We start from the raw sequence: 26,179 nt of genomic DNA, 5'->3' as shown, positions 1-26,179 counted from the left end.
GGCCCAATCCTCAGAGTGCCGCGCCCGAGACCTCGCGCTCGAGCCGTTCGACGGCTTCTTTTAGGTCGGGTTCGTGGGGATGTATAGCAAGGGCCGCGCGAAAAGCGCGCAGTGCCTTTTCCGTGTCGCCCACATCCTCGAGGATGCTGCCCAGCCCGATCATTGCGCCGAAATGCCGCGGGTTCAGCGCCAGCGCGCGGCGCAGATCATCCACCGCCGGGCCGAAGAGGCCGAGCTGGAAATAGGCACTGGCGCGGGCGTTATAGCCTTCGGCGAAATCCGGCGCATGGTCGGTCAGTGCGGTCAGATGTTCGACCGCCAGCGCGAAATCACCCGCCTCCATCGCGTCGCGCGCGCGTTTGAGCAGCAGATCCATCGCGGGAGAGCCCGATTTCGACCATTCCTTCCAGATCTCGTCCTCGACCATTTCCCAGTTGGGCAGGTCGGGCCGGGCCAGTTCGGCGTAAAGTTCATCCAGCCGGGTCTGTGCCGCAGCGTCATGGACAAAGCTCAGCCCAAGCAGCAGCAGCGCGGCCCGCATCGCATTGAGGATGTTGCACTTGATCACCATAAACAGGACAGTAACCCAAACGCGGCACAATCCAAGTCACTGCCGCGCGATCGGAGGAAATTGATGAGCAAAGTGATCGAGGGCGCCGTCGCGGCGCTGCAGCGCAAGCTGGCCGACGGGTTCGACGGTGTGGCGAAATTCGTGATCGAGGGCGAAGGCGCGATCATGGTCGATGGCAGCGGCGTTCATGCCGGTGACGAGGCCGCCGATGTCACCCTGACCGCCACCCGCGAGGTGTTTGAGGACATGCTGGCGGGCGACCTGAACCCGGCCTCGGCCTTCATGACGGGCAAGCTGCGGCTTGATGGCGACATGGGCATGGCGATGCGCCTGGGGTCGGCGCTAGGCTGATGCCATGACACCCGCGCCGCTGTTCGACGACATTGCCGACGGGCCCCGCGACGGGCGCGCGCTGTGGCTGCACACGGCGGACGGGGTGCGGATCAGGGTCGCGATCTGGGGCCTCGAGCAGGCCGACAGGGGCACGGTTCTGCTGTTTCCGGGCCGCACCGAGTATGCCGAGAAATACGGCCGCGCTGCGGGCGATCTGTTGGCGCGCGGCTATGCGACGGTGGCGGTCGACTGGCGCGGCCAGGGGCTGGCCGATCACCTGCTTGACGACCCGATGCGCGGTCATGTCACGCAGTTCAGCGATTTTCAGCATGACGTGGCGGCGGTGGCCGACGCCCTGCCCGGCCTGAGCCTGCCGGGGCCGCAGTTCATGCTGGCGCATTCCATGGGCGGCGCGATCGGATTGCGCGCCCTGCTGGGCGGGCTCGAAGTGCGCGCCGCGGCGTTTTCGGCGCCGATGTGGGGTATCCAGATCTCGAAGATGCTGCGCCCGGTGGCCGGCAACGTGCTGCGGGGGCTTGATCGGGTCGGCCTGGGTGCCGCCTATACGCCCGGCACGACGGGGCCGAAATCCTATGTCGAAACCGCCCCGTTTGACGCGAACCTGCTGACCACAGATGCCGACATGTATCGCTATATGCAGGCTCAACTGGCCGCGCAGCCCAAGCTGGGCCTGGGCGGTCCGACGATCCGCTGGGTGCGTGAGGGCTTGCAGGAATGCGTGGCGCTGATGGGGCTGCCGGCCCCCGGTGTGCCCGCGGTTGCCTTTCTGGGCAGCGACGAGGAAATCGTCTGTCTCGAGGCGATCCGCGCCTATATGGCCGGCTGGCCAAACGGCGTGCTGCACGAAATCCCCGGCGCGCGCCACGAGATGATGATGGAAGGGCACGACACCCGCGCCCATTTCTTTGACACGGTCTGCGCCCTCTTCGACGCCCAGCGCGATCAGCTGTCGGCCTGAACCACCTGGCGCTGGCGGCCCAGCTTCTCGATCTCCAGCTCGACCACATCGCCCGCGCGCAGATAGCGCGGCGGTTTCAGCCCCATGCCCACGCCGGGCGGGGTGCCGGTGGCGATGACATCACCCGGATGCAGGGTCATCATCTGGCTGAGATAGCTGATCACCTCGGGCACGGTGAACACCATCTTGGACGAGCTGCCCTGCTGCATCGGTTCGCCATTAACCGACAGAGAGAGCGTCAGATCCTGCGGGTTGCCCACATCGTCCGGGGTGACAAGCCAGGGGCCGCAGGGGCCAAAGCTGTCGCAGCTTTTGCCCTTGGTCCACTGGCCGCCGCGCTCGATCTGGAAGGCGCGTTCCGACAGGTCGTTGAACGCCATATAACCGGCCACGTAATCCAGCGCCTGCGCCGGGGTCACGTATTTGCACCGGCGGCCGATCACCACGGCCAGCTCGACCTCCCAGTCGGTTTTCTGCGACCCGCGCGGCAGGATGATCGGATCATTGGGACCGCAAAGCGCCGATGTGGCCTTCATGAACACGATTGGTTCCGACGGCACGTCCATCCCCGCCTCGGCGGCATGGTCGGAATAGTTCAGCCCGATGCAGATGCACTTGCCCACGCGCCCCACCGGCACGCCCAGACGGGGGGTGCCCTGCACGGCGGGCAGACCACGGGGATCAAAGTCGTCGAGATGCGACAGAACGCTGCCCGAGAGGTCCTCCATCTCGGATGACAGGTCGCGCAGGGTGCCCTGATCGTCGATCAGGCCGGGGCGCTCGGCCCCTTCGGGCCCGAAACGAACGAATTTCATGGTGTCCCCTCCATGTCATGCTATCGGCACTAAAGGCCCCCACCCCGGCCCCGTCAAGGCGACATAAGCGCCTTGAACCCGGCGGGTTGGCGTGCCTATCTCTTGTCAGAGCAAAACAAGAGGTATCCCATGCGCATCTGTTCCCCCCGCCCCGTGTTCGACGCCAATGCCAGTGCCGGCGGGCTGGGCCAGTTGCCCGAATGGGATCTGAGCGACCTCTATACCGCCGAGGACGCGCCCGAGCTGACCTCCGACATGGGCTGGCTGGAGAAAGCCTGCGCCGGGTTCGCCGCTGATTACGAGGGCAAGCTGGCCGATCTGACGGCCGATGAGTGGCTGACCTGCGTGCAGCGATACGAGCGCATCGACGTGGTGGGCGGGCGCATCATGTCCTTTGCCGGGCTGCGCTATTACCAGAACACCATGGATGCGGGCCGGGCCAAGTTCTTCTCGGACTGTCAGGACAAGATCACCAATTTCACCACGCCGCTGGTGTTCTATACGCTGGAAATCAACCGCATCCCCGACGCGGTGCTGGACGGCCATTTCGCCGCCAATGCCGATTTCGCCCGCTACAAGCCCGTGTTCGACCGCCTGCGCGCCATGCGCCCCCATCAGCTGTCGGACGAGCTGGAAAAATTCCTGCATGACCAGTCGGTTGTGGGCGCGGCGGCCTGGAACAAGCTGTTCGATGAAACCATTGCCGGGCTGATGTTCGAGGTCGATGGCGAAGAGCTGAACATCGAGGGCACGTTGAACCTGATGTCGGATACCGACCGGGCCAAGCGCGAGGCCGGCGCGCGCGAGCTGGCGCGGGTCTTTGGCGAAAACATCAAGATTTTCACCCGCGTGCACAACACGCTGGCCAAGGAAAAAGAGGTCGAGGACCGCTGGCGCAAGATGCCCACCGCGCAAACCGGGCGGCACCTGTCGAACCATGTCGAACCCGAGGTGGTCGAGGCGCTGCGCAACGCGGTTGTCGCGGCCTATCCGAAACTCAGCCACCGTTACTACGCGCTCAAGGCCAAGTGGATGGGCCTCGACACGATGGAGATCTGGGACCGCAACGCGCCCCTGCCCATCGACGACCCCAAGACCGTCGATTGGGCCACCGCGCGCAAAACGGTGATGGACGCCTATGCCGATTTCTCGCCCAAGATGGCCGAGATCGCGCAGCCGTTTTTCGACAAGGGCTGGATTGATGCGGGCGTGAAGCCGGGCAAGGCACCCGGCGCCTTTGCCCACCCCACCGTGGTGGATGTGCACCCCTATGTGATGCTGAACTATCTGGGCAAACCGCGCGACGTGATGACCCTGGCGCATGAGCTGGGCCACGGCGTGCACCAGGTTCTGGCCGCCGATCAGGGCGAGCTTTTGGCCTCGACCCCGCTGACCCTGGCGGAAACCGCCAGCGTGTTCGGCGAGATGCTGACCTTCCGCAAGCTGTTGGATAACGCCAAGACCCAGGCCGAACGCAAGACCCTGCTGGCCGGCAAGGTCGAGGACATGATCAACACCGTGGTGCGGCAGATCGCGTTCTATGATTTCGAATGCAAACTGCACGAGGCCCGGCGCGCCGGCGAGCTGACCCCGGATGACATCAGCGCCCTGTGGATGAGCGTTCAGGCCGAAAGCCTAGGCCCGGTGTTCAACTTCATGGAGGGCTACGAGACCTTCTGGGCCTATATCCCGCATTTCGTCCACTCGCCGTTTTACGTCTACGCCTATGCGTTCGGCGACGGGCTGGTGAACGCGCTTTATGCCGTCTACCAGGAAAGCGGCGACGATTTTCAGGACAAGTATTTCGACATGCTCAAGGCCGGCGGGTCAAAGCATCACAAGGAACTGCTGGCGCCCTTTGGTCTGGACGCCAGCGATCCGAAATTCTGGGACAAGGGCCTGTCGATGATCTCGTCGATGATCGACGAGTTGGAGGCGATGGAGGACTAGGCCGCGCGCCTAGCCCCATTTCGCCCAGGGAAACGGCTTGTCCTCGGACGCGCCCGATTGAAAGCGCGCGGTCGCGGACAGCCAGTTGCCCAGCTTGTCGCCGAACTCGGCGATATGGCTGTTCTTTTCGCGCGCGAACAGCAGCCAGCCGAATTGCAGCACCGCGCAGGCCAGCAGCACGCCCTGCGCGACTGAGAACAGCACCGCCAGGATCAGCATCCAAAGGCCGCGCAGCCAGACATCCTTGCGGTCGTCATCGGTGCCGGGTTCGATTTCCGGAGCTTCAACAGTCTCTGACATTTGAGCCTCCTTGCAATATATGCTCTGCCCTTGAGATGGGGATATTCTGCGCCTGCACAAGGGGGCGGAAACGCAAAAAGGCCCGCCACGATGGGCGGGCCTGTCACGGGTTACGGGCACTGATCAGGCGGGGGTCAGCATGCCCTTTTCGCGGGCCAGGCTGGTCACGCGCTTTTGCAGCTTTTCAAAGGCGCGCACCTCGATCTGGCGGATGCGTTCGCGGCTGACGCCATATTGGGCCGACAGATCCTCGAGCGTAACGTTTTCCTCGCTCAGGCGGCGCTGGATCAGAATGTCCTTTTCGCGGTCGTTCAGCACATCCATCGCCTCGGCCAGCAGTTCGCGGCGGTTTTCCAGCTCGTCCTGTTCGGCATAGGCCTCGGCCTGGTCGGCGTCTTCGTCTTCCAGCCAGTCCTGCCATTGCGTGGTGGTGTCGCCATCGGCGCCGACGGTCACGTTCAGCGACGCGTCGCCCCCCGACAGGCGGCGGTTCATCGAGATCACCTCGTCCTCGGTCACGTTCAGATCATGGGCGATCCGTTCGACGTGCTCGGGGCGCAGGTCGCCGTCTTCCAGCGCGCCGATCCGGGCCTTGGCCTTGCGCAGGTTGAAGAACAGCTTTTTCTGCGCCGAGGTCGTGCCCAGTTTCACCAGCGACCACGACCGCAGGATATATTCCTGGATCGAGGCGCGGATCCACCACATGGCATAGGTCGCCAGGCGAAAGCCCTTTTCGGGGTCAAAGCGTTTGACCGCCTGCATCAGACCGACGTTGGCCTCAGAGATCACCTCGGCCTGCGGCAGGCCATAGCCGCGATAGCCCATGGCGATCTTGGCGGCCAGACGCAGGTGGCTGGTCACCATCTGATGCGCGGCCTCGGTGTCCTGGTGGTCGACCCAGCGTTTGGCCAGCATGTATTCCTGTTCCGGTTCCAACAGCGGAAACTTGCGAATCTCCTGCAGATACCGGTTCAGCCCCTGTTCGGGACTGGGCGCGGGAAGATTGGCGTAGCTACTCATTGATGATCCTTTGCTCCCTTCGATCAGGGTATATGTAGAACCTGAACCGATCGGTTCAAGTTTTTCATCCTGACATCCATTAAACCGGGTTTTTCGCGATTTCCGTCGAAAAACGGTGAATGTAACCGTTTCTCACGGCGATTTGCGCGAATGTCAGCCGCGAAGGGCGTCAATCAGGGCCTGCATGTCGGGCGCGATCGGGGCCTCGAATGCCAGCTCTTCGCCGGTTTCGGGGTGGATAAAGCCCAAGGTGGCGGCATGCAGCGCCTGGCGCGGAAAATCGGCCACCGCCTGTGCGCCCGCCTGCCCCACGGCCTTGTCCGACAGCTTGCGCCGCCCGCCATAGGTCTGATCGCCGATCAGGCCAAAGCCCGCATGGGCCATATGCACGCGGATCTGGTGCGTGCGCCCGGTTTCCAGCCAGCAGTCCAACAGCGCAGCGACGGCTGGAGTGCCGAATGCCTCTTCGATGCGGGCGCGGGTGATGGCGTGGCGCCCGCCCTGGAACAGCACCGCCTGTTTCTGGCGGTCGTGCTTGTGGCGCGCCAACTGGGTGGTCACTTTCAAGATGTTGCCGGCCTCGAAACTGACGCCCCGCACCCCGCGCAGGCGCGGATCACCGGCATCGGGCACGCCGTACACCACGGCCTTGTAATGGCGGTGCACGCTGTGGGCCTCGAACTGGGCGGCCAGGCCGGTATGGGCCTTGTCGGTCTTGGCCACGACCAGCAGGCCGGACGTGTCCTTGTCGATCCGGTGCACGATGCCGGGGCGTTTTTCGCCGCCGATGCCCGACAGGCTGTCGCCGCAGTGATGCAGCAGGGCGTTCACCAGCGTGCCGCCGGGCGAGCCGGGCGCGGGATGCACGACCATGCCCACGGGCTTGTTGACGACGATCAGCGAGGCATCTTCATAGACCACATCCAGAGGAATATCCTCGGGGCGGGTTTCCACATCACTGGCCTCTTCAAAGACCAGCTCCAGCACATCGCCCTCGGCAACCTTGGCACGCGGATTGGTTTCGACCGCACCGGCCAGACGCACCCCGCCCTCGGCGATCAGCTTGGCCAGGCGCGAGCGCGACAGGCCCTCCTCCTCTGGCACATCGCGCGAAAGCGCCTTATCAAGGCGTGCGGGCGGGTTTGGCCCGATAACCACCGAAAGGCGGCGCGTGATGGACATGGACGATACCTCTGAATACGGGGAAGAGCCCCCCAACCTGCGGTTCCTGCGTGTGCTGGTCACGGTGCTGACCGCCACGATGATCGCGGGCGTTGTAATCATCATCGCGCTGATTGTCATCCGCTATGGCGGAAAAGACGAATTCACCCTGCCCGATGGCATTGCCCTGCCCGAGGGAGCCGAGGTCAGCGCCTTCACCAAGGGGCGCGGCTGGTGGGCGGTGGTGACCGAGGACCAGCAGATATTGATCTATGACGCGGGCACGGGCGAGCTGCGCCAAAGCGTTCAGGTCACCGCCGACTGATCCGCGGGGCGCAGGCCGCGAATGCAGATCGCGCTGAGCCCCGCCATGGCCCCCGCCGTGGCCAGGCACAGGGGCAGCCCGCCGATCTGATAGCTGAGGCCCGACAACAGCGTGCCGACCAGCCGCCCGGCCGCGTTCGACATGTAATAGAACCCCACATCCATGGTCACGCGCTCGGCACTGGTCAGCGCGAGGATCAGGTAGGAATGCAGGGACGAGTTCACCGCGAACACGAACCCGAACACCATCAGCCCGGCAATCAGCGCCCCGGTCAGCCAGCCCTGCGGCCCGTCGGCCATCAGCGACAGCCCGGCCAGCGCCAGCGGGATCACCGTCAGCCCGGCCACCCATCGCGTGGCCATCCGGCTGATCTGACCCAGCGGTTTCGATTTCGCGCCCAAGAGTTTTGGCGCGCTGGCCTGCACCACGCCATATGCGATGATCCACAGCGCCATGAAGGTGCCGATCTGGAAAAACGCCGCGCGGTTGCCGGCCTCGGACCCGTCCGAGAGGACCGCGTAGAAATAGATGGGAATGCCGACCACGAACCACACGTCGCGCGCCCCGAACAGGAACAGCCGCGCCGCCGACAGGCGGTTGATAGCGGGGTCTTTCGAGAACACCTCGGTGAACTTGGCGCCTTTCTTGCCCTGCGGCAGGCCCGGCGGCATGAACAGCGCCACGCCTGCCAAGATCACCGCCAGCACCGCCGCCATGGCCCAAACCGACGCTGTGAACCCCAGCGCGCCCAGCAGCACCGTGCCCAGCAGAAAGCCCAGCCCCTTGACCGCGTTTTTCGATCCGGTCAGCACCGCCACCCATCTGAACAACGCGCCGTCGCCCTTGGGCGCCAACAGCTTGACCGCCGATTTCGATGACATCTTGGCCAGGTCCTTGGCCACGCCCGACGCGCCCTGCACCGCCATCACATAGGCGACCGAGGCGCCCAGGCCCCAGGCCGGGTCAAGCTGCGCCAGCGCCGCCAGCGCCACGATCTGGATGCCCAGCCCGGCATAAAGCGTGCTGGTCAGCCCGAACCGCGCCGCCAGCCAGCCCGCCGACAGGTTGGTGACCATGCCCATGAATTCATACAGCAGGAACAGCCAGGCCAGTTGCAGGGCCGAAAAGCCCAGCGTGTGGAAATGCAGCAGAACCAGCATGCGCAGCGCCCCGTCGCTGAGCATGAAGGCCCAATAGGCCGCCGTTACGGCCCCATAGGCCGCCAGCGCGCGGGGCTGTGCGTCACTCATAGGCTGTCGGCCACCATGCGGGTCACATCGCCCAGACGGCAGGCATAGCCCCATTCATTGTCATACCAGGCATAGATTTTCAGATGAGTGCCGTTGACCACCATGGTCGACAGGGCATCCACAATCGTGCTGCGCGGGTCGTTGGTATAGTCGCAGGACACAAGCGGGCGTTCCTCATAGCCCAGGATGCCCTTGAGCGGCCCTTCGGCATAGGTCTTGAACAGGGCGTTCACCTCATCGGCGGTGACGTCGCGCTCCAGCTCGAACACCAGGTCGGTCAGGGATGCATTCAACAGCGGCACCCGCACGGCGTGGCCATTCAGGCGGCCCTTGAGTTCCGGGTAGATCAGCGTGATCGCGGTGGCCGATCCGGTGGTGGTGGGGATCAGCGAGTTCAGTGCCGAGCGCGCACGGCGCATGTCCTTGGCGGGCTTATCGACGATGGTCTGCGTGTTGGTAACATCATGAATTGTCGTTATTGATCCGTGCTTAATACCGATTTCTTCATGTATGACCTTGACCACCGGCGCGATACAGTTGGTGGTGCAGGACGCCGCCGTCACCAGGTGATGACGCGCCGGATCATAGAGGTCGTGGTTCACGCCATAGACGATGTTCAGCACGCCCTCGTCCTTGACCGGGGCGCCGACCACAACCTTTTTCACGCCCGCCGCGAAATAGGGGGCGATCTTGGCCTCGGTCTTGAACACGCCGGTGGTCTCGATCACCAGATCGACGCCCAGCTCGGCCAGCGGCAGATCCTCGATCCGCGACACATTCGTCACGCGCATCTGCTGGCCGTTCACGGTGATGCTGTCCGCGTCATGGCTGATCTCGGCGGGCCAGCGGCCATGAACCGTATCGAATTCCAGCAACAGCGCGTGCTGTTCGGGCGTGCCGGCCAGATCGTTGATCAGAACGATATTGCCCGGCACCCCGGCGTCAAAAAGCGCGCGCAGCACCAGTTTCCCCATACGGCCCATGCCGTTGATCGCGATATTCACCATTGTCTTCCCCTAAGTCGTCAGGCCGGTTCGGCCGTGTTCATCCGCCCGATATCATCTAGCCGGCGTTGCAGGCTGAGGCGGTCAAGTTGATCAATCGGCAGCGCGGCAAAGGCCTGCACGCGCTGGCGCATCTGCGCATAGGCCTGGGCAAAGGCCAGCGCCTTTTCGGCATCCGTGCCCTCGCGTTTCACCGGATCGGGCAGGCCCCAATGGGCGCTGATCGGCTGACCCGGCCAGGGCGGGCAATCCTCGTTCGCGGCGGCGTCGCAAACGGTAAAGACGAAATCCATCAGTGGCGCGTCGCCATCCTGGAATTCTGCGATGGTCTTGGCGCGCAGGGGCGAGATGTCATGGCCATTGCGGTGCAACAGCTCGACCGCAAAGGGGTTGAGCGTGGAGAACGGCCGCGTGCCCGCCGAATAGGCCCGGAACCGGTCGCCGCCCAGCTCGCGCAGCAGCGCCTCGGCAAAGATCGACCGGGCGGAATTGCCGGTGCAGATGAACAGAACGTTGAACGGTGTGTCAGACATGTCAGCCCTCTTGGGTTTTGGATCAGCCACATGCGGCAGGCACAGGTCGGGCCGCCCCCGACAGCAATCGGACACCAGGAAATCGACAAGGGCACCCATCTCGGCCATACGGGCGCTGTAATGTATCGCCCGCCCCTCGCGCCGCGCATCGATCAGCCCCGCCCCCTCCAGCGCCGCCAGATAGACCGACAGCGTGTTGGGTTTCAGCCCAAGCGCGCCCGCCATGTCGCCGGGCCGCGCGCCTTGCGGGCCACGGCGCACCAGCAGCCGGAAAACCGCCAGCCGCCCCGGGTGCCCGAGGGTTGAGAGAATCGATGATGCCCTATCTATTTCCATAATTCATGAATACTGGAATTATATACCCGTTACCAGCCCAGATCCGCATGTGGTGACTCAACTATGCTCGCGCTTTGCAACTGTTTCGTGAACCCGGATGGCCCCGGCGCGCCGGCGCCCCATATCGGTTGGGCACATGTATCGCAGTGGAAAACAGGGCATTTGCCAATGAGTCGCAGATCGGCTAGAAAAAGAGGAGCAGCGGCCGCTTGTGCCGCATCGCGAAACAATCCCGCACCGCACATCAGGATTGTTGCGTAAATCCCTGTTAATTCGCCATATTTTTGCCACGAACGCGTGGAAAAATGAACATATTCCTAAACGGTAACAACGTTTGGATGGCAATGGGCAGTGTATCAGCCTGTTAGGGAGACATCCGATGAATAGTAACGAGAGCACACATACCCCCCCCTCGCCGCAGCAGGGCCAGGCCAATGCCAGCCCCCAGCATGAGGGAACGACCAAGCCTGAACCCAAACCCGTCACATACAGCGATTTCGCCAGTATCTGAGTGGTATGGCTTCACCTTTGCGCGATGCTGGATACACTAGGGCCTCGTCACTGAAGAGCCCCAATGACAACGCCCGTATCCAGCATCCGCAATCTTGGCCCGGCCATGCAAGAGGCCTTTGAGCGCGCGGGCATCCACACCGCCGAAGAGCTGCGCGAGATGGGCGCCGATGCGGGTTACGCGCGGCTGCTGGCCTCGGGCCATTCCCCACATTTCATTGGCTATTACGCGCTGGTCATGGGTCTGCAAGGGCGGCCATGGAACGATTGTGCAGGCGACGAGAAAAAGGCCCTGCGTCGGCGTTTCGACGCGCTCAAGGCGGCATCGAACCCCGACACCCCACCCGGCATCGAGAAAATCCTGAACGAGATCGGCGTGATCCCGGCCCGCAAAGCCTAGCTGGTGCCGCGAAACACCTGCCGCGCCAACAGCACGCGCGAGGCAGCGGTGATAAAGCACAGCGCGCCAAAGCCCCAGGCCAGCGGCACGAACCCGCCCGGCCACAGGCACAGAATCACGAAAAACGCGATGGTCTCGGTGCCCTCAAGCAGCCCGCCGGTGAAATACAGCGACTTGGCGCCGCGGGCTGTGGTCTGCATCCCTGCCCGTTCGGCCAGGATCGCATAGCCCAGAAAGCTGGCGCCGTTGACGTAAAAGCTGGTCAGCAGAAACGCCCCGGCCGCGCCGTTCATGCCCGGATCAAGCCAGACAAACCCCATCGGCACCGCGCCGTAGAACAGGAAATCGGCGGTGATATCCAGATAGCCGCCGAAATCGGTTTTCTGCGTGGCGCGCGCCACGGCGCCGTCCAGCCCGTCGGCCAGACGGCTGGCCAAAAGCGGAACCAGCGCCAGACCCGGCGCGCCCAGGGCGATCACCGCCGCCGCCAGCAGCCCCAGCGCCAGCCCCGCCAGCGTGACGGTATCGGCCCCGATCCCGGCCCGCGCCAGGCGCGCGCCCAGACGGTTCAGCGGCGGATCGATCAGTTTACGCATGGCAGCGTCCAGCATGGGCGGTCCTTTCTCGTTCGGGATGATTTCCCGCGAAAACGGCCGCGCGCACAAGGGGCTGGCATACGATTGCAAGCGAATGTGAGGAGATGGTACCGCCTCCCTGGCTTGAACAGGGGACCTCTGGATCCACAATCCAGCGCTCTAACCAACTGAGCTAAGGCGGCACTGCGGGGCGATTTACCCCCTGCGCCGTCGCATTGCAAGAGGCGATTGCCCGGAAATCGCATGCCGGGCCGGTCTTGTCTAACGCGCCGCGACGCGATACCTGACAGCCAGCAAACAGGAGGCCGATCATGAGCATCGACAAGGAAAGCGACATCGCCGCCAATCTTCAGATCGGCCCCACCACGCTGGGCATGGTGCGGATCTATATCGAGGCCGAGGGGCTGGAACTGCCGCTGGATTTCGACCCCGAAGAGGCCGAAGAGATCGCCGAGGAAATCCGTGCCGCAGCTGCTAGCGCACGGGCGATGACCCCTGGTAAGGGCAAGAAAAAGTAATCAGATCCCGCGGATTAGCAGCTGAGCCGGGCCCGGATCACGCAGCGATTGCAGGCGCAATGCGGCGTGGCGGGCAAATTTCTGCATCACCGCCTTGCGCCGCGCCGGGGCCAGCCGGGCTTCGGGCGCCATTCGGATGATCTCGGCATCATAGCCATCGGCCAGGATCAGCCCGGTCTGATCGGGCAAAAGCTCGGTCGGAAATTCGGCATCGACCGCCCAAAAGAACCGGTCGCACCACTCGAGATAGCCCTGCCATTTGCCGTCGGCCATGTAGTCGGCGCGCGAGGATTTGCACTCGATCACCCAGATCTCGGACTTCGGGCCCAGCGCCATGACATCGACCCGCAACCCGCGCACGGGCACCAGTTCCTCGACGGTCACGAAATCATGGCCGCGCAGGTGACGGCAGACGCCGCGGGCCAGGATCTGGCCGGGTTGCAGGGTTTGGGTCATTTGCATATCGTGAACAATTAGTGAACATTTGGCAAGATTTTTCATCCGACCGCGCGCTTCCCCTTGTCGCGGCAGGGCGGTCATCCTAGGTATCGGCGGTGGCGGGTTTCTGCTCTTCTCGTGCCGGGGTCAAATTCCGGTGGCCTTAAGCAATTCCGAGGGAGCTGGCTCTGTCCGGATCCTGGTCCGGTTACCTGGCGCCCACCTGTATATACAGGTCCTCGGGAATTCGTTGCCCCTACGGCTGCTGCGGTTCCCGCCACACGTTTCTCCGGCAAGACATGCGCGCGGCCGCGCCTGATGGGCACGGCCTGAATTTGTCATGAGTCGGGGGTGGGCCCTGCCCTAGCGGCGGTCGTTCTCGACCCGGACGGGCAACATGGCGGGGTTCAGTACCGGTTGCGGTTGGCGTTTGCCACCACTGCGGTCGTCGTCATGATCGGCAAGGCGCATGATCGCGATGCCGAACTGCACGCCCGAAAACACGATGCCGTTGAACATGAACAGCATCACCGCTGCCACGATGCCCATATCCGAGGTGCTGACCAAGTGCCACAGGTTGCCCACGTTGAACCAGAACAGACCGGCCACGAAAATAGCCGACAGGCCAAAGCCGATCAGAACCTGGCGGATGTAAAGACGAACGAGAGGAGGCATGGCACCGATTCCTTGCTTGCGTGACACAAGTATGAAACCGGACCCGAAAAATGCCAACCGTTCAGCTTGCCGCAGGCAGATTACCGCCGCGTCAGGGGTCAGAATGCCTCGGGTTTGGCCTCGCGCGCCATGTGATCCAGCACCGCGTTGACGAATTTCGGCTCGCGGCCTTCGGGGAAGAACGCCTTGGCCACGTCGACATATTCGGTGATCACCACCTTGGGCGGGGCGTCGCCGGCGACCAGCTCGGCCCCCGCGGCGCGGAACAGTGCGCGCAGCGTCGGGTCGATGCGGGCGATGGGCCATTTGGCCACCAGCGCGCGGTCGGTCATCTGGTCGATCTTGGCCTGCCAGTTCACCGCCTCTTCCAGCGCCAGGCGAAAGAGGTCACGGTCGGCCTCGGCCATCTCGTCGCCGTCATAGACCGCGCCAAAACGGTGGGTCTCAAACTCTTTGCGGACCTCGTCCACACCCTGGCCCGAATGTTCCATCTGGAACAGCGCCTGCACCGCGTAAAGGCGGGCGGCCGATCTCATCTGTCGCTTGTTCATGCGCCGGCCGGTCCTTCGCTGTCGCCTGCAATCTGGAATGACCCGGCGGGGCGAAAGCCCACGCCCTTGGTCGTGCCGGCCCATTTGCGGCCCAGCGCGATCAGGTGCAGCGCCGCCGCAGCTGCGCCGCCGCCCTTGTTCATCTCGTCGGGGTTGGCGCGGACCTCGGCCTGAGGGCGGTTTTCCACGGTCAGGATACCGTTGCCGATGCAGGCGCCCTGCAACCCCAGCAAGGTGATCCCGCGCGAGCTGTCGTTGCAGACCGTGTCGTAATGGGTGGTTTCGCCACGGATGACGCAGCCCAGCGCGACATAGCCGTCATAGTTCGACTGACGATGCGCCAGCGCGATCGCGGTCGGCACTTCCAGCGCGCCGGGCACCTCGATCAGGTCATGGGCCACACCGGCCTGATCCAGAGTGGCGCGGGCGCCCTTGATCAGGTTGTCGGCGATATCCTTGTAATAGGGCGCGACGACGATCAGCACCTTGGCCGGCTTGTCAAAGCTGGGCAGCGGCAGGGTGTAATGGGTTTCGTGTCCGGCCATGGCTCAGCCCTCTCGTTCGATCTTGCGGGTGCCGGTGATCGACAGGCCGTAACCTTCCAGCCCCACCACCTTGGGCAGGGGCGAGTTGGTCACCAGGATCACCTCGTGCAGGCCCAGCGCGGCCAGGATCTGGGCGCCCAGACCGTATTGGCGCAGCTTTTGCGGCGAAGCGCCATCGGCATCGGCCAGCCGCATCGACGGATCGCGCAGCAGCACCACGGCGCCGCGGCCCTCGGCGGCGATGGTTTCCATCGCGCGGGGCAGTTCGTCATGCGGGCTGGGGCCAAGGCCCAGCGCGTCGGGCAGCGGGTTCAGCGCGTGCATGCGCACCAGCACCGGCTCGGGGGTGCTGAGATCGCCCTTGGTCAGGACGATATGTTCGGCATTCTGGGTCTCGTCGGTAAAGATCCGCATCATCCAGTCGCCGCCATAGGCCGAGGTGACCGATTTCACCAGCGCCTCGTTCACCAGGTTGTCGTGGCGGCGGCGATAGGCGATCAGGTCGGAAATCGTGCCGATCTTGAGATTATGTTTCTGCGCAAAGCTGACCAGGTCGGGCAGCCGCGCCATGGTGCCGTCCTCGTTCATGATCTCGCAGATCACGCCCGACGGGTTCAGCCCGGCCAGGCGGCTGACATCAACGGCGGCCTCGGTATGGCCGGCCCGGACCAGCACACCGCCATCACGGGCGCGCAGCGGAAACACATGGCCCGGCGTGGCGATATCGGCGGCGCCTTTGCCCTGGTCGATGGCCACGGCCACGGTGCGGGCGCGGTCATGGGCGGAAATGCCGGTGGTCACGCCCTCGCGCGCCTCGATCGAGATGGTAAAGGCGGTCTCATGCCGCGACGAGTTGTAGGACGCCATCAAGGGCAGGCCCAGCGCGTCGATCCGTTCGCCCGGCAGGCTGAGACAGATCAGCCCGCGCCCGTAGGTGGCCATGAAGTTGATCGCCTCGGGGGTCGCCATCTGGGCGGGGATCACCAGGTCACCTTCGTTCTCGCGGTCTTCGTGATCGACCAGGATGAACATGCGCCCGTTGCGCGCGTCTTCGATGATCTCTTCGATCGGGCTGATCGCATCGGCATATGTATCGGTCATGTGCTCTGCCTGTGTTCGGTTGGGCGTGGGCTTACTGCATGTGGCCGGGCTTGGCCAGAGCATCCGCTTAGGCGGCCTGCCATTCGGCCAGGCGGGCCACATAGCGCGCCAGCGTGTCGATCTCAAGATTGACCTTGTCGCCCTCGGCCACGTCGCCCCAGGTGGTGGCCTCTTTGGTGTGCGGGATGAAGTTGACGCCGAATTCGCGGCCATTGACCTCGTTCACGGTCAGCGAGGTGCCGTTCAGCGCCACCGAGCCCTTGGGCGCGACGAATTTCGCCAGCGCCTCGGGCGCGCGAAAGGTGACGCGGGTGCTGTCGCCCTCGGCCCGTACGGCCACGACCTCGGCCACGCCATCGACATGGCCCGACACGATATGGCCGCCCAGCTCGTCGCCCAGTTTCAGTGCGCGCTCGAGGTTGATGCGGCGGCCCTCGGCCCAGGCGCCGATATTGGTCTTGCTGACGGTCTCGGCCGAGATATCGACATCGAACCAGTTGCCTCGGTCGTCGGTGCCCTTGGCGACCACGGTCAGGCAGACGCCGTCACAGGCGATCGAGGCGCCCATGTCGATGCCTTGCGGCGCATAGGCGGTTCCGATCCGCGCGGTCAGGTCGCCTTTTTGCGTCAGGCTGCGAATGGTGCCGATATCGGTGATGATGCCAGTGAACATGAAATCGCCCTTCCTTTTCAGGCCTTTTGCGATAGCTATCGCGCCCCGGGCGCGCAAGGCAATGCCAGATGGGACATGCCGCGACGCAAATCCGCCTTTTTTTAACTTTATCGTGCCGATAAATAAGACAAGCCCCGCGTGGATGCGACGGGGTGACACGGGCAGAGTAACGAGGCAGATGAGCACGACGCCGGGACAAGAGCGCAAATTCCTGTTTTTGCAGGGGCCGCACGGGCCGTTCTTTGACGGGATTGCGCGGATGCTGCGCCATGCGGGGGCCGAGGTCTGGCGCGTGGGCTTCAACCGTGGCGATCAGGCGTTCTGGTTCGACCAGGCCAGCTATATCCCCTATCGTGGCCGCCCCGAGGATTGGCCCACCGAATTCACCCGCCTGACCTATCGGCACGAGATCACCGATATCGTGCTGTATGGCGACACCCGCCCGGTGCACGCGCAGGCGGTCGAGATCGCCCAGCGCGCCGGTATCCGCGTGCATGTGTTCGAAGAGGGTTACCTGCGGCCCTATTGGGTCACCTATGAGCGCGACGGCAGCAACGGCCATTCGCGGCTGATGCAGCTGTCGGTCGACGACATGCGCGCCGCGCTGGCCGAGGCCGATGTCGAACAGCCCCACGCCCCCGCCCACTGGGGCGACATGCGCCAGCATATCTTTTACGGCGCGCTCTATCATTTCTGTGTGCTGGCGCGAAATCGCGACTATGCCCATTTCCGCCCGCACCGCGCCCTGCCTGTCCGGCGCGAATTCGCCCTGTATCTCAAGCGGCTGCTGATGATCCCGGCGATAGCCACCCGCCGCCTGATCGCGACGCGGCGCATCCGCCATGGCGGTTTTCCCTATCACCTGGTGCTGCTGCAGCTGGAACATGACGCCAGCTTTCAGGCGCATAGCCGGTTCTCGACCATGGCCGAGTTTCTAGAGCTGTGCATCGAAGGCTTTGCCAAGGGGGCGCCCGCGCATCATCACCTGGTGTTCAAGGCCCATCCGTTGGAGGATGGCCGCGCACCGCTCAGCCGCGACATCGCCCGCCTGGCGGCCCAGCACGGCCTGTCGGACCGGGTGCATTTCGTGCATGGCGGCAAGCTGGCGCGACTGCTTGACCCGGCGCGTTCGGCCGTGACTGTGAACTCGACCGCGGCCCAGCAGGTGCTGTGGCGCGGCATCCCCCTCAAGGTGTTCGGCGAGGCGGTCTATGCCAAGCCCGAATTCGTGTCACCCCAGCCGCTGGCCCAGTTTTTTGCCGATCCACAGCGGCCCGACCTGGCCGCCTATCGCGTCTATCGCCGCTACCTGCTGGAAACCTCGCAGCTGGCCGGAGGGTTCTATTCGGCCCGCGGACGGCAGGAATTGCTGCGCCTTGTGGTCGACCGAATGCTGGCGCCCGAGGATTGCTATGCCGCCCTCACCCCGCCCAGCGCGGCAGCAGAGCAACAGTTGCAGGTCGTCGGATAGCCCTGCCCTACAACCTGTGCTGGCTTTTTCAGGCGGGATTCTGTAGGGTTACTCTCAAAACCTCAGACAGAATAAACCTCGAGGAAACAGAGCAGTGAGTATCATGGCATCCCGTGGGGCCCGTTTCGTGGCCCTTCTGGCCATTACGGCCACCGTTGCGGCCTGTGGCCTGCCCCGCTCGGGGCCCAATAAGCGCGAGATCTATCAGGGCTCGGTGCAGAAGGAAGGCGACGCCTATATCGTCACCGTCAATGACCGCGTGACCCGCAGCACCTCGTCGCTGCCGGCGCTGGGGTTCTCGTCGCGCTTCATGAATGCCGGGCTGACGGGGTCGGATACGATCCACCCCGGCGATACGCTGGGCCTGACGATCTATGAAAACGTCGATGACGGGCTGTTGGCCGAAAACGGCACCAATTCCAGCGTGCTGGACGAGGTGCAGGTCGATGGCGCCGGGTTCATCTTCATTCCCTACGCGGGCCGTATCCGCGCGGCGGGCAACACGCCCGAGCGCCTGCGCCAGATCATCACCGAAAAGCTGGATGCCCAGACGCCTGACCCGCAGGTCGTGGTGCGCCGCGTTGCGGGCAACGGTGCTACGGTCTCGGTGATGGGCGGCGTGGGGGCGCAAGGCGTCTATCCGATCGAACGCCCGACCCGCACCCTGTCATCGATGCTGGCCATCGCCGGCGGCATTGCGATCCCCACCGAGGTGGCGCAGATCACCGTCATGCGCGGCACCGAGAAGGGCGAGATCTGGTTCGAGGATCTTTACGACAACCCGCAGATGGATATCCCGCTGCGCGGCGGCGACCGCATCCTGGTCGAGGAAGACAGCCGCTCGTTCACCGCGCTTGGCGCGACCGGCCGCCAGACCCGCGTGCCGTTTGACACCCAGACCCTGTCGGCGATCGAGGCCATCGCCCAGGTCGGCGGCCTGCAATCGGGCCTGGCCGATCCGACCGGTGTTTTCGTGTTCCGCAACGAACCTGCCGAGATCGCCAATGCCGTTCTGGGCCGGGGCGATCTGATCGGCGATCAGCGTTTTGTCTATGTGCTGGACCTGACCGAACCCAACGGCATGTTCCAGGCGCGCGACTTCCTGATCCGCGATGGCGATACGGTTTACGTGACCGAGGCACCCTATGTGCAATGGACCAAGACCCTTAGCGTGCTGACCGGCACGGCGGGTTCGGCCAATGCCATTTCCAGCCTTGCCGGCAACTGACGGCCGCATGTCCGACACAGATGAAAACCGCCGTAGAGACCCGTCTCTGCGGCGGCTTTTCGTTTACAATGGCGGCTTTCTGACCCAGGGCCGCGTGCGGCGCATTCTGGAACTGGCGGGCTATCGCATCAGCCTGGGCAAGCCCGGCGCGGATGACATGATCGGCGTCTGGGGCCAGTCGCCCACCAGCCCGCGCGGCGAGGCCGTGGCCCGCCACACCGATGCCCCCGTGCTGCGGGTCGAGGATGCGTTCTTGCGCTCGGTCCTGCCGGGGCGCGCGGGGGGCGGTGCGCCGCTGGGGCTGATGCTGGACGGGCGTGGCGTGCATTTCGACCCGTCGCGTCCCAGCGATCTGGAACATCTCTTGGCCACGCATCCGTTGGATGACACGGCGCTCTTGAACCGTGCCCGCGATGCCGCCGCCCGGCTGCGGCATCTGCACCTGTCGAAATACAATGCCTTTGACCCCTCCCTGCCCGCGCCCGATCCGGGTTATGTGCTGGTGATCGACCAGACCGAGGGCGACGCCTCGGTCACGGCCTCGGGGGCCACGCGCGCCACGTTCCGCGAGATGCTGGCCTTTGCGCAGATCGAAAACCCCGGCGCGCGCATCCTGATCAAAAGCCACCCCGAAACCGTCGCGGGCCAGCGCGGCGGCTATTTCTCGGCCGATCAGGCCGGCGGGCTGGTCGAATTCTTTGACGCTCCAGTGTCGCCCTGGCACCTGCTGGACGGGGCGATTGCGGTCTATACCGTGTCGTCGCAGATGGGGTTCGAGGCGATCATGGCCGGGCACAAGCCGCGCGTTTTCGGTCAGCCGTTCTATGGCGGCTGGGGCCTGACACAGGACGAAAACCCCGTGCCCCGGCGCGAGCGCCGCCTGACCCGCGCGCAACTGTTTGCCGGGGCGATGATCCTGGCGCCCAGTTGGTATGACCCGTATCGCGACCGGCTGTGCGAATTGGAGCAGGCGATCGCCACGCTCGAGGCCGAGGCCCGCGCCTGGCGTGACGATCATCGCGGCTGGGTCGCCAGCGGGATGCGGCTTTGGAAACGCGCACCGCTGCGGCAGGCCTTTGGCGACATGCGCTTTGCCGATCCCCTGCCCCGGGCCGAGGCACAGGCCGCACAAACCGGGCGTCGCGCCATGGTCTGGGCCAACCGGGCCGAGGGTGCGCAGCCCGGCACGGTGCGGGTCGAGGACGGGTTCCTGCGCTCGCGCGGGTTGGGGGCTAAGCTGGTGCCGCCGCTGTCGCTGGCGCTGGACGATCTGGGCATCTATTACGACCCCACGCGCGAAAGCCGGCTGGAACGCCTGATCGCCGCCAGCCCCGCCCTGCCCGAGGGCGAACTGGCGCGCGCCGAGCGCCTGATCACGCGGCTGAGCCGCGACGGGATCAGCAAATACAATCTGGGCGGCGCCCTACCCGACCTGCCCGCGGGCCACCGCATTCTGGTGCCGGGCCAGGTCGAAGATGACGCCTCGGTCCGGCTGGGCTGTCCGGCGGAACGCACCAATCTTGAGCTATTGCAACGCGTGCGCGCCGAGAACCCCGACGCGGTGCTGATCTACAAACCCCATCCCGATGTCGAGGCCGGTCTGCGCCCCGGCGCCATTGATGCAAGCGGGCTGGCCGATCTGGTGGCCCCGGGCGCCGACCCCGCTGCCCTGATCCTGGCGGTGAACGAGGTCTGGACGCTGACATCGACACTGGGGTTCGAGGCGCTTTTGCGCGGCGTGCCAGTGACCTGTCTGGGCGCACCGTTTTACGCGGGCTGGGGGCTGACCCGTGACCTGGCTCCGATGCCCGACCGCCGCCGCGCCCGGCCCAGCCTGGCGCAACTGGCCCATGCAGCCCTGATCGGCTATCCGCGCTATTTCGATCCGGTTACCCGCCAGCCCTGCCCGCCCGAAGTGGCGCTGGACCGGCTGGCCAGTGGCGCGATCCCGCATCCGGGCGCGGGCAACCGCCTGCTGGCCAAGCTGCAAGGGCTGCTGGCCACCCAGGCGCATCTGTGGCGGCGCTGATCGCCGTAAAGTGACTTGCACCGCCCGCCAATCAGGCAGAAAGTCACGTCATGAAACACCATGCACTGATCCTCTGCCTTGGCCTGACCGCCGCCTGCGCCCTGCCCCAGACCGGGGACGCGCCGCAACCCTATCACGCCAATAACGAGCTGTGGGTCACGCCCGCCGCCGATGACGCCAACAGCTTTGTTGTGCGCAGTGTCCCGGGCGCCGGAAACCATCATATTTGGTGCGCCGCGACCGATTATGTGCGTCACGAACTGCGCCTGCCGCCCGAAACCCGCATCTATCTTTCCGAGCCTGTCGGCCCTGCCGCAAACCAGCCGCGCACCCGTGTTGTGGGCTTTACTGTTGCCCCAGATGCCGATCTGCTGGCCGAGGCCGCCGCCCTGCCCGACAGCCTGTTCCTGACCCTTAAGAAACGCGGCGCAAATCTAAGCGCGTTTTTCTTTGGGCCGGACTGCCATTCGGTTATGAGGTTCGAGTAACCAATACCCATCGCCAGTGAGACGCGCCTACGCTAGGGTGCCGCCATGCAGACGGTTTTCACGATCCAGACCCGCGGCCAGGGCCTTTACGAATTCACCCGCGATGTCACGCGCTGGTGCGCGGGGCATGATGATGGGCTGTTGACTCTGTTCGTGCGGCATACCTCGTGCTCGCTGGCCATCCAGGAAAATGCCGACCCCGAGGTGCGCACCGATCTGCGCAATTTCTTTGCCCGGCTGGTGCCGCCGACGACCGATCCGTCGATGTCTTACCTCACCCATACCTATGAGGGCCCCGACGACATGCCCGCCCATATCAAGGCGGCGCTGCTGCCGGTCAGCCTGTCGATTCCGGTGACGGCGGGGCGGCCTGTTCTGGGCACCTGGCAGGGGATTTACCTGTTCGAACATCGGGATGCGCCCCACCGCCGAGAGGTGGTAGCGCACCTGACCTGACCCCAACATGTCGGGTCATTTTTACCCCCTACCCAAACCCTAGCGGCTGACCTATAGTGGCTGTGGATAACTTCGGAACCATCTCAAGGGAGAGGCCATGCGCTGCCCGTTTTGCGGAAATATCGACACCCAGGTGAAAGACTCGCGCCCCGCCGAGGATCATGTCGCGATCCGGCGTCGGCGCCTTTGCCCCGCCTGTGGCGGCCGGTTCACCACCTATGAACGGGTGCAGCTGCGCGACCTCGTTGTCATCAAATCGAACGGCCGGCGCGAGGATTTCGACCGCGACAAGCTGGAGCGTTCGGTCCGCATCTCGTTGCAGAAACGCCCGGTCGAGCCCGAGCGCATGGATCAGATGATCTCGGGCATCGTCCGGCGGCTGGAAAGCATGGGCGAGACCGACATCCCGTCGAAAACCATCGGCGAGATCGTGATGGAAAGCCTGGCCCGGATCGACACCGTGGCCTATGTGCGATTTGCCAGCGTTTACAAGAACTTCCAGGCGGCTGACGATTTCGACAAATTCGTCAGCGAGCTGCGTCCGCCCTCTCAGCCCGAAGAGTGACCCAGGCCGTCGATACGCGTTTCATGGCGCTTGCGCTGTCCCTTGGGCAGCGCGGGATGGGGCAATGCTGGCCCAACCCGGCCGTGGGCTGTGTGATCGTCAAAGATGGCCGGATCGTGGGCCGCGGCTGGACTCAGCCCGGCGGCCGCCCCCATGCCGAAGTGGTCGCCCTGGCCCAGGCCGGCGCGGCGGCGTGCGGGGCCACGGCCTATGTCACGCTTGAACCCTGCGCCCATCACGGCAAGACCCCGCCCTGCGCCGAGGCGCTGATCACGGCCGGGGTGGCGCGGGTGGTGACGGCGCTGACCGACCCTGACCCGCGCGTCGCGGGTGGCGGTCATGCGATGCTGCGCGCGGCGGGTATCACTGTTACGACCGACATGCTGGCGGATCAGGCGCACGCGGATCACAAGGGGTTTTTGCTGGCGCGCACCATTGGGCGCCCGATGGTCACGCTGAAACTGGCGACCTCATTCGACGGGCGCATTGCCACGGCCAGCGGCGAAAGCCAGTGGATCACTGGGCCAGACGCCCGGCGCATGGTCCACGCGATGCGCGCCCGGCATGACGCGGTGATGGTGGGCGGTGGCACGGCGCGGGCGGATGACCCGTCGCTGACCGTGCGGGGCCTTGGCGTTGCGCGGCAACCGGTTCGGGTGGTCTGTTCGCGGCGGCTGGACCTGCCGCTGGAAGGCACGTTGGCCCGCTCGGCGCGCGACGTGCCGGTGTGGATCTGCCACGGCGATGGTGCCGATGCCGATCTGATCGCCCAATGGGCTGACCTTGGCGCGCGACTGGTGCCGGTAGCGGTGGCACCGGGCGGCACGCTTGATCCCGCAGGCCTGCTGGCCGCGCTGGGTCAGGCCGGGTTGACACGGGTCTTCTGCGAAGGCGGCGGCGCGATGGCGGCATCCTTGCTGGGGGCCGGGCTGGTGGACGAGCTGGTGGGCTTTACCGCCGGGCTGGCCATCGGCGCCGAGGGCCGCCCCGCCATCGGCGCGATGGGGCTGGACACCCTGCACGAGGCCCCCCGGTTCGACTTGATCGAAACGCAGGTGGTGGGCGTCGATGTGATGCACCGCTGGGTGCGGCGGGATTAAATCAGAACACCAAGGGCAGCGCCCGATCCGGGGTGGGCGAGAAGCGCCCGCCCATGGGGCGGGTCGGGCGCTGCCCGGGCTGACGCCCGGGCGAAACATCATCCCAAACGAAAACGCCCCCTTGCGGGGGCGTTTTGATCACTGGTCCAGGAAGCTGCGCAGTTTGCGGCTTCGGCTGGGGTGTTTGAGTTTGCGCAGGGCCTTGGCCTCGATCTGGCGGATGCGTTCGCGGGTGACGCTGAACTGTTGGCCGACCTCTTCCAGCGTGTGGTCGGTGTTCATCCCGATGCCGAACCGCATGCGCAGCACGCGTTCCTCGCGCGGGGTCAGGCTGGCCAGAACGCGGGTGGTGGTTTCCTTGAGGTTCTCCTGAATGGCGCTGTCCAGCGGCAGCACGGCATTCTTGTCCTCGATGAAATCGCCCAGCTGGCTGTCTTCCTCGTCGCCGATGGGCGTTTCGAGGCTGATCGGTTCCTTGGCGATTTTCATCACCTTGCGGACCTTTTCCAGCGGCATTTGCAGCTTTTCGGCCAGTTCCTCGGGCGTGGGTTCGCGGCCGATCTCGTGCAGCATCTGGCGGCCGGTGCGAACCAGCTTGTTGATCGTTTCGATCATATGCACCGGAATACGGATGGTGCGGGCCTGATCGGCGATCGAGCGGGTGATCGCCTGCCGGATCCACCATGTGGCATAGGTCGAGAACTTATAGCCGCGGCGGTATTCGAACTTGTCGACCGCCTTCATCAGGCCGATGTTGCCTTCCTGAATAAGATCAAGGAATTGCAGGCCGCGGTTAGTGTATTTCTTGGCGATCGAGATCACCAGGCGCAGGTTGGCCTCGACCATCTCTTTCTTGGCCTGGCGGGCCTCTTTCTCGCCCTTTTGCACCTGGTTCACGATGCGGCGGAATTCGGGGATGTCGACGCCGACATATTGCCCGACCTGGGCCATCTCAGTGCGCAGTTCCTCGACCTTGTCGGTCGAGCGTTCGACCAGCGCCTGCCAGCCCCGGCCCGATTTCTCGGCCATGCGGTCCAGCCAGGTGGGGTCAAGCTCATAACCCCGGTATTCGTCGATGAACTCGCGGCGGTTGATACGAGCCTGGTCGGCCAGCTTCACCATCGCGCTGTCGATCTGCATGATCTTGCGGTTGATGCCATACAGCTGGTCGATCAGCGCCTCGATCCGGTTGTTGTGCAGGTGCAGCTCGTTCACCAGCTCGACGATTTCGCTGCGCAGCTGCTGATAGGCGGTTTCTTCCTTGGCGGTGAAACTGTCGTCTTCGTTCAGCGTGGCCGACATCCGCAGATCCTGCATCTCGGCCAGTTCGACGTAATCACGGGCGATGCGGTCCAGCGTTTCCAGCACGCGCGGCTTCAGCGCGGCCTCCATCGCGGCCAGCGACATGTTCGCCTGCTCGTCGTCATCCTCGTCATCGTCGTCGTCCGAACGGATCGGGTTGCCGTCGGCGTCCAGCTCGGGCTCGTCGCTTTTGCTGGCCGCGGCGCTGTTGGTGGCAGAGCTGTCAACACTCAGCCCGTCGACGACCGGATCCTCGTCCTCGTCATCCTCCATCGAGCGGCCGAAGGTGGTTTCAAGGTCGATCACATCGCGCAGCAGGATGTCTTCGTTCAGCAGTTCGTCGCGCCAGATGGTGATGGCCTGAAAAGTCAGCGGGCTTTCGCAGAGGCCCGCGATCATGGTGTTGCGGCCGGCCTCGATGCGCTTGGCGATGGCGATCTCGCCTTCGCGCGACAGCAGCTCGACGCTGCCCATTTCGCGCAGATACATGCGCACGGGGTCGTCGGTGCGGTCAAGTTTTTCGGTCTCGGTGGTGGAAACCGCCACCTCGCGCGAGGTCGAGGCCTGGGCCACCTGGGTGCCGGATTTCTGGTCGTCGTCCTCGGCCTCGTCCTCTTCGATGATGTTGATGCCCATCTCGCTGAGCATCGACATCACGTCCTCGATCTGTTCCGAGCTGACCTGATCGGGGGGCAGAACCTGGTTGAGCTGCTCATAGGTGATGAACCCACGTTCGCGCGCCTCGGCGATCATCTTCTTGACCGCGGTCTGGCTCATGTCCAGCGAGATCTCCTGATCCTGATCGTCCTGTTGCTTGCTGTCGTCGGTATCTTTGGCGGCCATTCTCTGCTCCTTGCGGCGGGGTGCTGATTCGTCCCACTCCGGAAACGAATCAATAGCGCGAATCACGCGGATGCACACCCGTGTAGCGGTGATTCTTTCATCATTTCTGCTAT

At 64.6% G+C, this 26,179-nt stretch carries 29 protein-coding genes and 1 tRNA gene; 13 read left to right on the top strand and 17 right to left on the bottom strand.

Annotated elements, in window-relative coordinates; translation table 11 throughout:
• Nucleotides 1–10: 10 nt before the first annotated feature.
• Complete coding sequence (locus OE856_RS05350) at nucleotides 11–571, bottom strand: tetratricopeptide repeat protein (RefSeq protein WP_263715018.1); 561 nt, start codon at nucleotides 569–571, stop codon at nucleotides 11–13.
• Between the two features lie 63 nt (nucleotides 572–634).
• Between OE856_RS05350 and OE856_RS05345 the strand changes: the two genes are divergently transcribed.
• Both OE856_RS05345 and OE856_RS05340 read left to right on the top strand, forming a co-directional pair.
• Nucleotides 635–922: an SCP2 sterol-binding domain-containing protein gene (locus OE856_RS05345; protein ID WP_263715017.1), complete on the top strand. Its 288-nt coding sequence runs from the start codon at nucleotides 635–637 to the stop codon at nucleotides 920–922.
• A gap of 4 nt (nucleotides 923–926) precedes the next feature.
• Nucleotides 927–1,883: an alpha/beta fold hydrolase gene (locus tag OE856_RS05340; RefSeq protein WP_263715016.1), complete on the top strand. Its 957-nt coding sequence runs from the start codon at nucleotides 927–929 to the stop codon at nucleotides 1,881–1,883.
• On the opposite strand, the gene OE856_RS05335 is transcribed toward OE856_RS05340, so the two are convergent.
• Nucleotides 1,868–2,698, bottom strand: a complete 831-nt coding sequence (locus OE856_RS05335; protein ID WP_263715015.1) for a fumarylacetoacetate hydrolase family protein — start codon at nucleotides 2,696–2,698, stop codon at nucleotides 1,868–1,870. The two genes, OE856_RS05340 and OE856_RS05335, sit on opposite strands and share 16 nt — an antisense overlap.
• Nucleotides 2,699–2,827: 129 nt before the next feature.
• Between OE856_RS05335 and OE856_RS05330 the strand changes: the two genes are divergently transcribed.
• Nucleotides 2,828–4,648 (top strand): M3 family oligoendopeptidase, encoded by a 1,821-nt coding sequence (locus OE856_RS05330; protein WP_263715014.1) that lies wholly within the window; start codon nucleotides 2,828–2,830, stop codon nucleotides 4,646–4,648.
• A 9-nt stretch (nucleotides 4,649–4,657) separates the two neighbouring features.
• On the opposite strand, the gene OE856_RS05325 is transcribed toward OE856_RS05330, so the two are convergent.
• The 3 genes from OE856_RS05325 to OE856_RS05315 all read right to left on the bottom strand — a co-directional run bounded on the left by OE856_RS05325 (nucleotide 4,658) and on the right by OE856_RS05315 (nucleotide 7,150).
• The gene (locus tag OE856_RS05325; protein WP_263715013.1) at nucleotides 4,658–4,948 is read right to left on the bottom strand and encodes a DUF4389 domain-containing protein; all 291 of its coding nucleotides are present in this window, start codon (nucleotides 4,946–4,948) and stop codon (nucleotides 4,658–4,660) included.
• A 123-nt stretch (nucleotides 4,949–5,071) separates the two neighbouring features.
• On the bottom strand, nucleotides 5,072–5,968 hold the full coding sequence (rpoH, locus tag OE856_RS05320) for an RNA polymerase sigma factor RpoH (RefSeq protein ID WP_263715012.1): 897 nt from the start codon (nucleotides 5,966–5,968) through the stop codon (nucleotides 5,072–5,074).
• A 153-nt stretch (nucleotides 5,969–6,121) separates the two neighbouring features.
• Nucleotides 6,122–7,150: an RluA family pseudouridine synthase gene (locus OE856_RS05315; protein ID WP_263715011.1), complete on the bottom strand. Its 1,029-nt coding sequence runs from the start codon at nucleotides 7,148–7,150 to the stop codon at nucleotides 6,122–6,124.
• On the opposite strand from OE856_RS05315, the gene OE856_RS05310 reads away from it, so the two are divergent.
• A complete protein-coding gene (locus OE856_RS05310) occupies nucleotides 7,143–7,454 on the top strand; it encodes a DUF6476 family protein (RefSeq protein WP_318527621.1) in 312 nt (103 codons plus the stop codon). The two genes, OE856_RS05315 and OE856_RS05310, sit on opposite strands and share 8 nt — an antisense overlap.
• Here the strand turns inward: OE856_RS05310 and arsJ are convergent.
• From arsJ to OE856_RS05295, 3 genes are read right to left on the bottom strand one after another with little or no spacing between them, the layout of a single operon-like run.
• Complete coding sequence (gene arsJ, locus OE856_RS05305) at nucleotides 7,436–8,704, bottom strand: organoarsenical effux MFS transporter ArsJ (protein WP_263715010.1); 1,269 nt, start codon at nucleotides 8,702–8,704, stop codon at nucleotides 7,436–7,438. The two genes, OE856_RS05310 and arsJ, sit on opposite strands and share 19 nt — an antisense overlap.
• Nucleotides 8,701–9,711 carry an ArsJ-associated glyceraldehyde-3-phosphate dehydrogenase gene (locus tag OE856_RS05300; protein WP_263715009.1) on the bottom strand — a complete coding sequence of 337 codons (1,011 nt, stop codon included), beginning with the start codon at nucleotides 9,709–9,711 and terminating at the stop codon, nucleotides 8,701–8,703. Before OE856_RS05300 ends, arsJ begins: the two co-directional genes overlap by 4 nt.
• A gap of 17 nt (nucleotides 9,712–9,728) precedes the next feature.
• On the bottom strand, nucleotides 9,729–10,577 hold the full coding sequence (locus OE856_RS05295; RefSeq protein ID WP_263715008.1) for a helix-turn-helix domain-containing protein: 849 nt from the start codon (nucleotides 10,575–10,577) through the stop codon (nucleotides 9,729–9,731).
• 574 nt (nucleotides 10,578–11,151) lie between these two features.
• On the opposite strand from OE856_RS05295, the gene OE856_RS05290 reads away from it, so the two are divergent.
• Nucleotides 11,152–11,487, top strand: coding sequence for a TfoX/Sxy family protein (locus OE856_RS05290; RefSeq protein ID WP_263715007.1), 336 nt, complete (start codon nucleotides 11,152–11,154; stop codon nucleotides 11,485–11,487).
• Here the strand turns inward: OE856_RS05290 and OE856_RS05285 are convergent.
• Both OE856_RS05285 and OE856_RS05280 read right to left on the bottom strand, forming a co-directional pair.
• The gene (locus tag OE856_RS05285; RefSeq protein ID WP_263715006.1) at nucleotides 11,484–12,098 is read right to left on the bottom strand and encodes a CDP-alcohol phosphatidyltransferase family protein; all 615 of its coding nucleotides are present in this window, start codon (nucleotides 12,096–12,098) and stop codon (nucleotides 11,484–11,486) included. The genes OE856_RS05290 and OE856_RS05285 overlap by 4 nt on opposite strands.
• 90 nt (nucleotides 12,099–12,188) lie before the next feature.
• Nucleotides 12,189–12,265: transfer RNA gene (locus OE856_RS05280), tRNA-His, on the bottom strand.
• A 129-nt stretch (nucleotides 12,266–12,394) separates the two neighbouring features.
• Between OE856_RS05280 and OE856_RS05275 the strand changes: the two genes are divergently transcribed.
• Nucleotides 12,395–12,601, top strand: coding sequence for a DUF6324 family protein (locus OE856_RS05275; protein ID WP_263715005.1), 207 nt, complete (start codon nucleotides 12,395–12,397; stop codon nucleotides 12,599–12,601).
• Here the strand turns inward: OE856_RS05275 and OE856_RS05270 are convergent, their stop codons facing one another.
• The 6 genes from OE856_RS05270 to OE856_RS05245 form a co-directional block, all read right to left on the bottom strand.
• Entirely contained in the window at nucleotides 12,602–13,063 is a 462-nt protein-coding gene (locus OE856_RS05270) for an MmcB family DNA repair protein (RefSeq protein ID WP_263715004.1), read from the bottom strand.
• A gap of 339 nt (nucleotides 13,064–13,402) precedes the next feature.
• Nucleotides 13,403–13,714, bottom strand: coding sequence for a hypothetical protein (locus OE856_RS05265; protein WP_263715003.1), 312 nt, complete (start codon nucleotides 13,712–13,714; stop codon nucleotides 13,403–13,405).
• A gap of 98 nt (nucleotides 13,715–13,812) precedes the next feature.
• Entirely contained in the window at nucleotides 13,813–14,265 is a 453-nt protein-coding gene (nusB, locus tag OE856_RS05260) for a transcription antitermination factor NusB (protein ID WP_263715002.1), read from the bottom strand.
• Nucleotides 14,262–14,810 carry a 6,7-dimethyl-8-ribityllumazine synthase gene (locus OE856_RS05255; protein ID WP_263715001.1) on the bottom strand — a complete coding sequence of 183 codons (549 nt, stop codon included), beginning with the start codon at nucleotides 14,808–14,810 and terminating at the stop codon, nucleotides 14,262–14,264. The genes nusB and OE856_RS05255 overlap by 4 nt, the downstream gene beginning before the upstream one ends.
• 3 nt (nucleotides 14,811–14,813) lie before the next feature.
• On the bottom strand, nucleotides 14,814–15,911 hold the full coding sequence (gene ribB, locus OE856_RS05250) for a 3,4-dihydroxy-2-butanone-4-phosphate synthase (protein ID WP_263715000.1): 1,098 nt from the start codon (nucleotides 15,909–15,911) through the stop codon (nucleotides 14,814–14,816).
• Nucleotides 15,912–15,978: 67 nt separating this feature from the next.
• The gene (locus OE856_RS05245) at nucleotides 15,979–16,584 is read right to left on the bottom strand and encodes a riboflavin synthase (protein WP_263714999.1); all 606 of its coding nucleotides are present in this window, start codon (nucleotides 16,582–16,584) and stop codon (nucleotides 15,979–15,981) included.
• A 178-nt stretch (nucleotides 16,585–16,762) separates the two neighbouring features.
• On the opposite strand from OE856_RS05245, the gene OE856_RS05240 reads away from it, so the two are divergent.
• The 7 genes from OE856_RS05240 to ribD all read left to right on the top strand — a co-directional run bounded on the left by OE856_RS05240 (nucleotide 16,763) and on the right by ribD (nucleotide 23,921).
• Nucleotides 16,763–18,055 (top strand): capsule biosynthesis protein, encoded by a 1,293-nt coding sequence (locus OE856_RS05240; RefSeq protein WP_263714998.1) that lies wholly within the window; start codon nucleotides 16,763–16,765, stop codon nucleotides 18,053–18,055.
• A 103-nt stretch (nucleotides 18,056–18,158) separates the two neighbouring features.
• Nucleotides 18,159–19,283, top strand: coding sequence for a polysaccharide biosynthesis/export family protein (locus tag OE856_RS05235; protein WP_263714997.1), 1,125 nt, complete (start codon nucleotides 18,159–18,161; stop codon nucleotides 19,281–19,283).
• Nucleotides 19,284–19,290: 7 nt separating this feature from the next.
• Nucleotides 19,291–21,312 (top strand): capsular polysaccharide biosynthesis protein, encoded by a 2,022-nt coding sequence (locus OE856_RS05230; protein WP_263714996.1) that lies wholly within the window; start codon nucleotides 19,291–19,293, stop codon nucleotides 21,310–21,312.
• 50 nt (nucleotides 21,313–21,362) lie between these two features.
• Nucleotides 21,363–21,800 carry a hypothetical protein gene (locus OE856_RS05225; RefSeq protein WP_263714995.1) on the top strand — a complete coding sequence of 146 codons (438 nt, stop codon included), beginning with the start codon at nucleotides 21,363–21,365 and terminating at the stop codon, nucleotides 21,798–21,800.
• 45 nt (nucleotides 21,801–21,845) lie between these two features.
• Nucleotides 21,846–22,256 carry a secondary thiamine-phosphate synthase enzyme YjbQ gene (locus tag OE856_RS05220; protein WP_263714994.1) on the top strand — a complete coding sequence of 137 codons (411 nt, stop codon included), beginning with the start codon at nucleotides 21,846–21,848 and terminating at the stop codon, nucleotides 22,254–22,256.
• A gap of 97 nt (nucleotides 22,257–22,353) precedes the next feature.
• Nucleotides 22,354–22,821, top strand: a complete 468-nt coding sequence (nrdR, locus tag OE856_RS05215) for a transcriptional regulator NrdR (RefSeq protein WP_263714993.1) — start codon at nucleotides 22,354–22,356, stop codon at nucleotides 22,819–22,821.
• Between the two features lie 23 nt (nucleotides 22,822–22,844).
• Entirely contained in the window at nucleotides 22,845–23,921 is a 1,077-nt protein-coding gene (ribD, locus tag OE856_RS05210) for a bifunctional diaminohydroxyphosphoribosylaminopyrimidine deaminase/5-amino-6-(5-phosphoribosylamino)uracil reductase RibD (protein WP_263715175.1), read from the top strand.
• A 138-nt stretch (nucleotides 23,922–24,059) separates the two neighbouring features.
• Here the strand turns inward: ribD and rpoD are convergent, their stop codons facing one another.
• Entirely contained in the window at nucleotides 24,060–26,066 is a 2,007-nt protein-coding gene (gene rpoD / locus OE856_RS05205) for an RNA polymerase sigma factor RpoD (RefSeq protein ID WP_263714992.1), read from the bottom strand.
• Between the last annotated feature and the right edge of the window lie 113 nt (nucleotides 26,067–26,179).

The sequence above is a fragment of the Actibacterium sp. XHP0104 genome (genome assembly GCF_025751515.1).
GTDB lineage: Bacteria > Pseudomonadota > Alphaproteobacteria > Rhodobacterales > Rhodobacteraceae > Actibacterium_D.
This window is presented reverse-complemented; position numbering and strand designations above follow the sequence as displayed.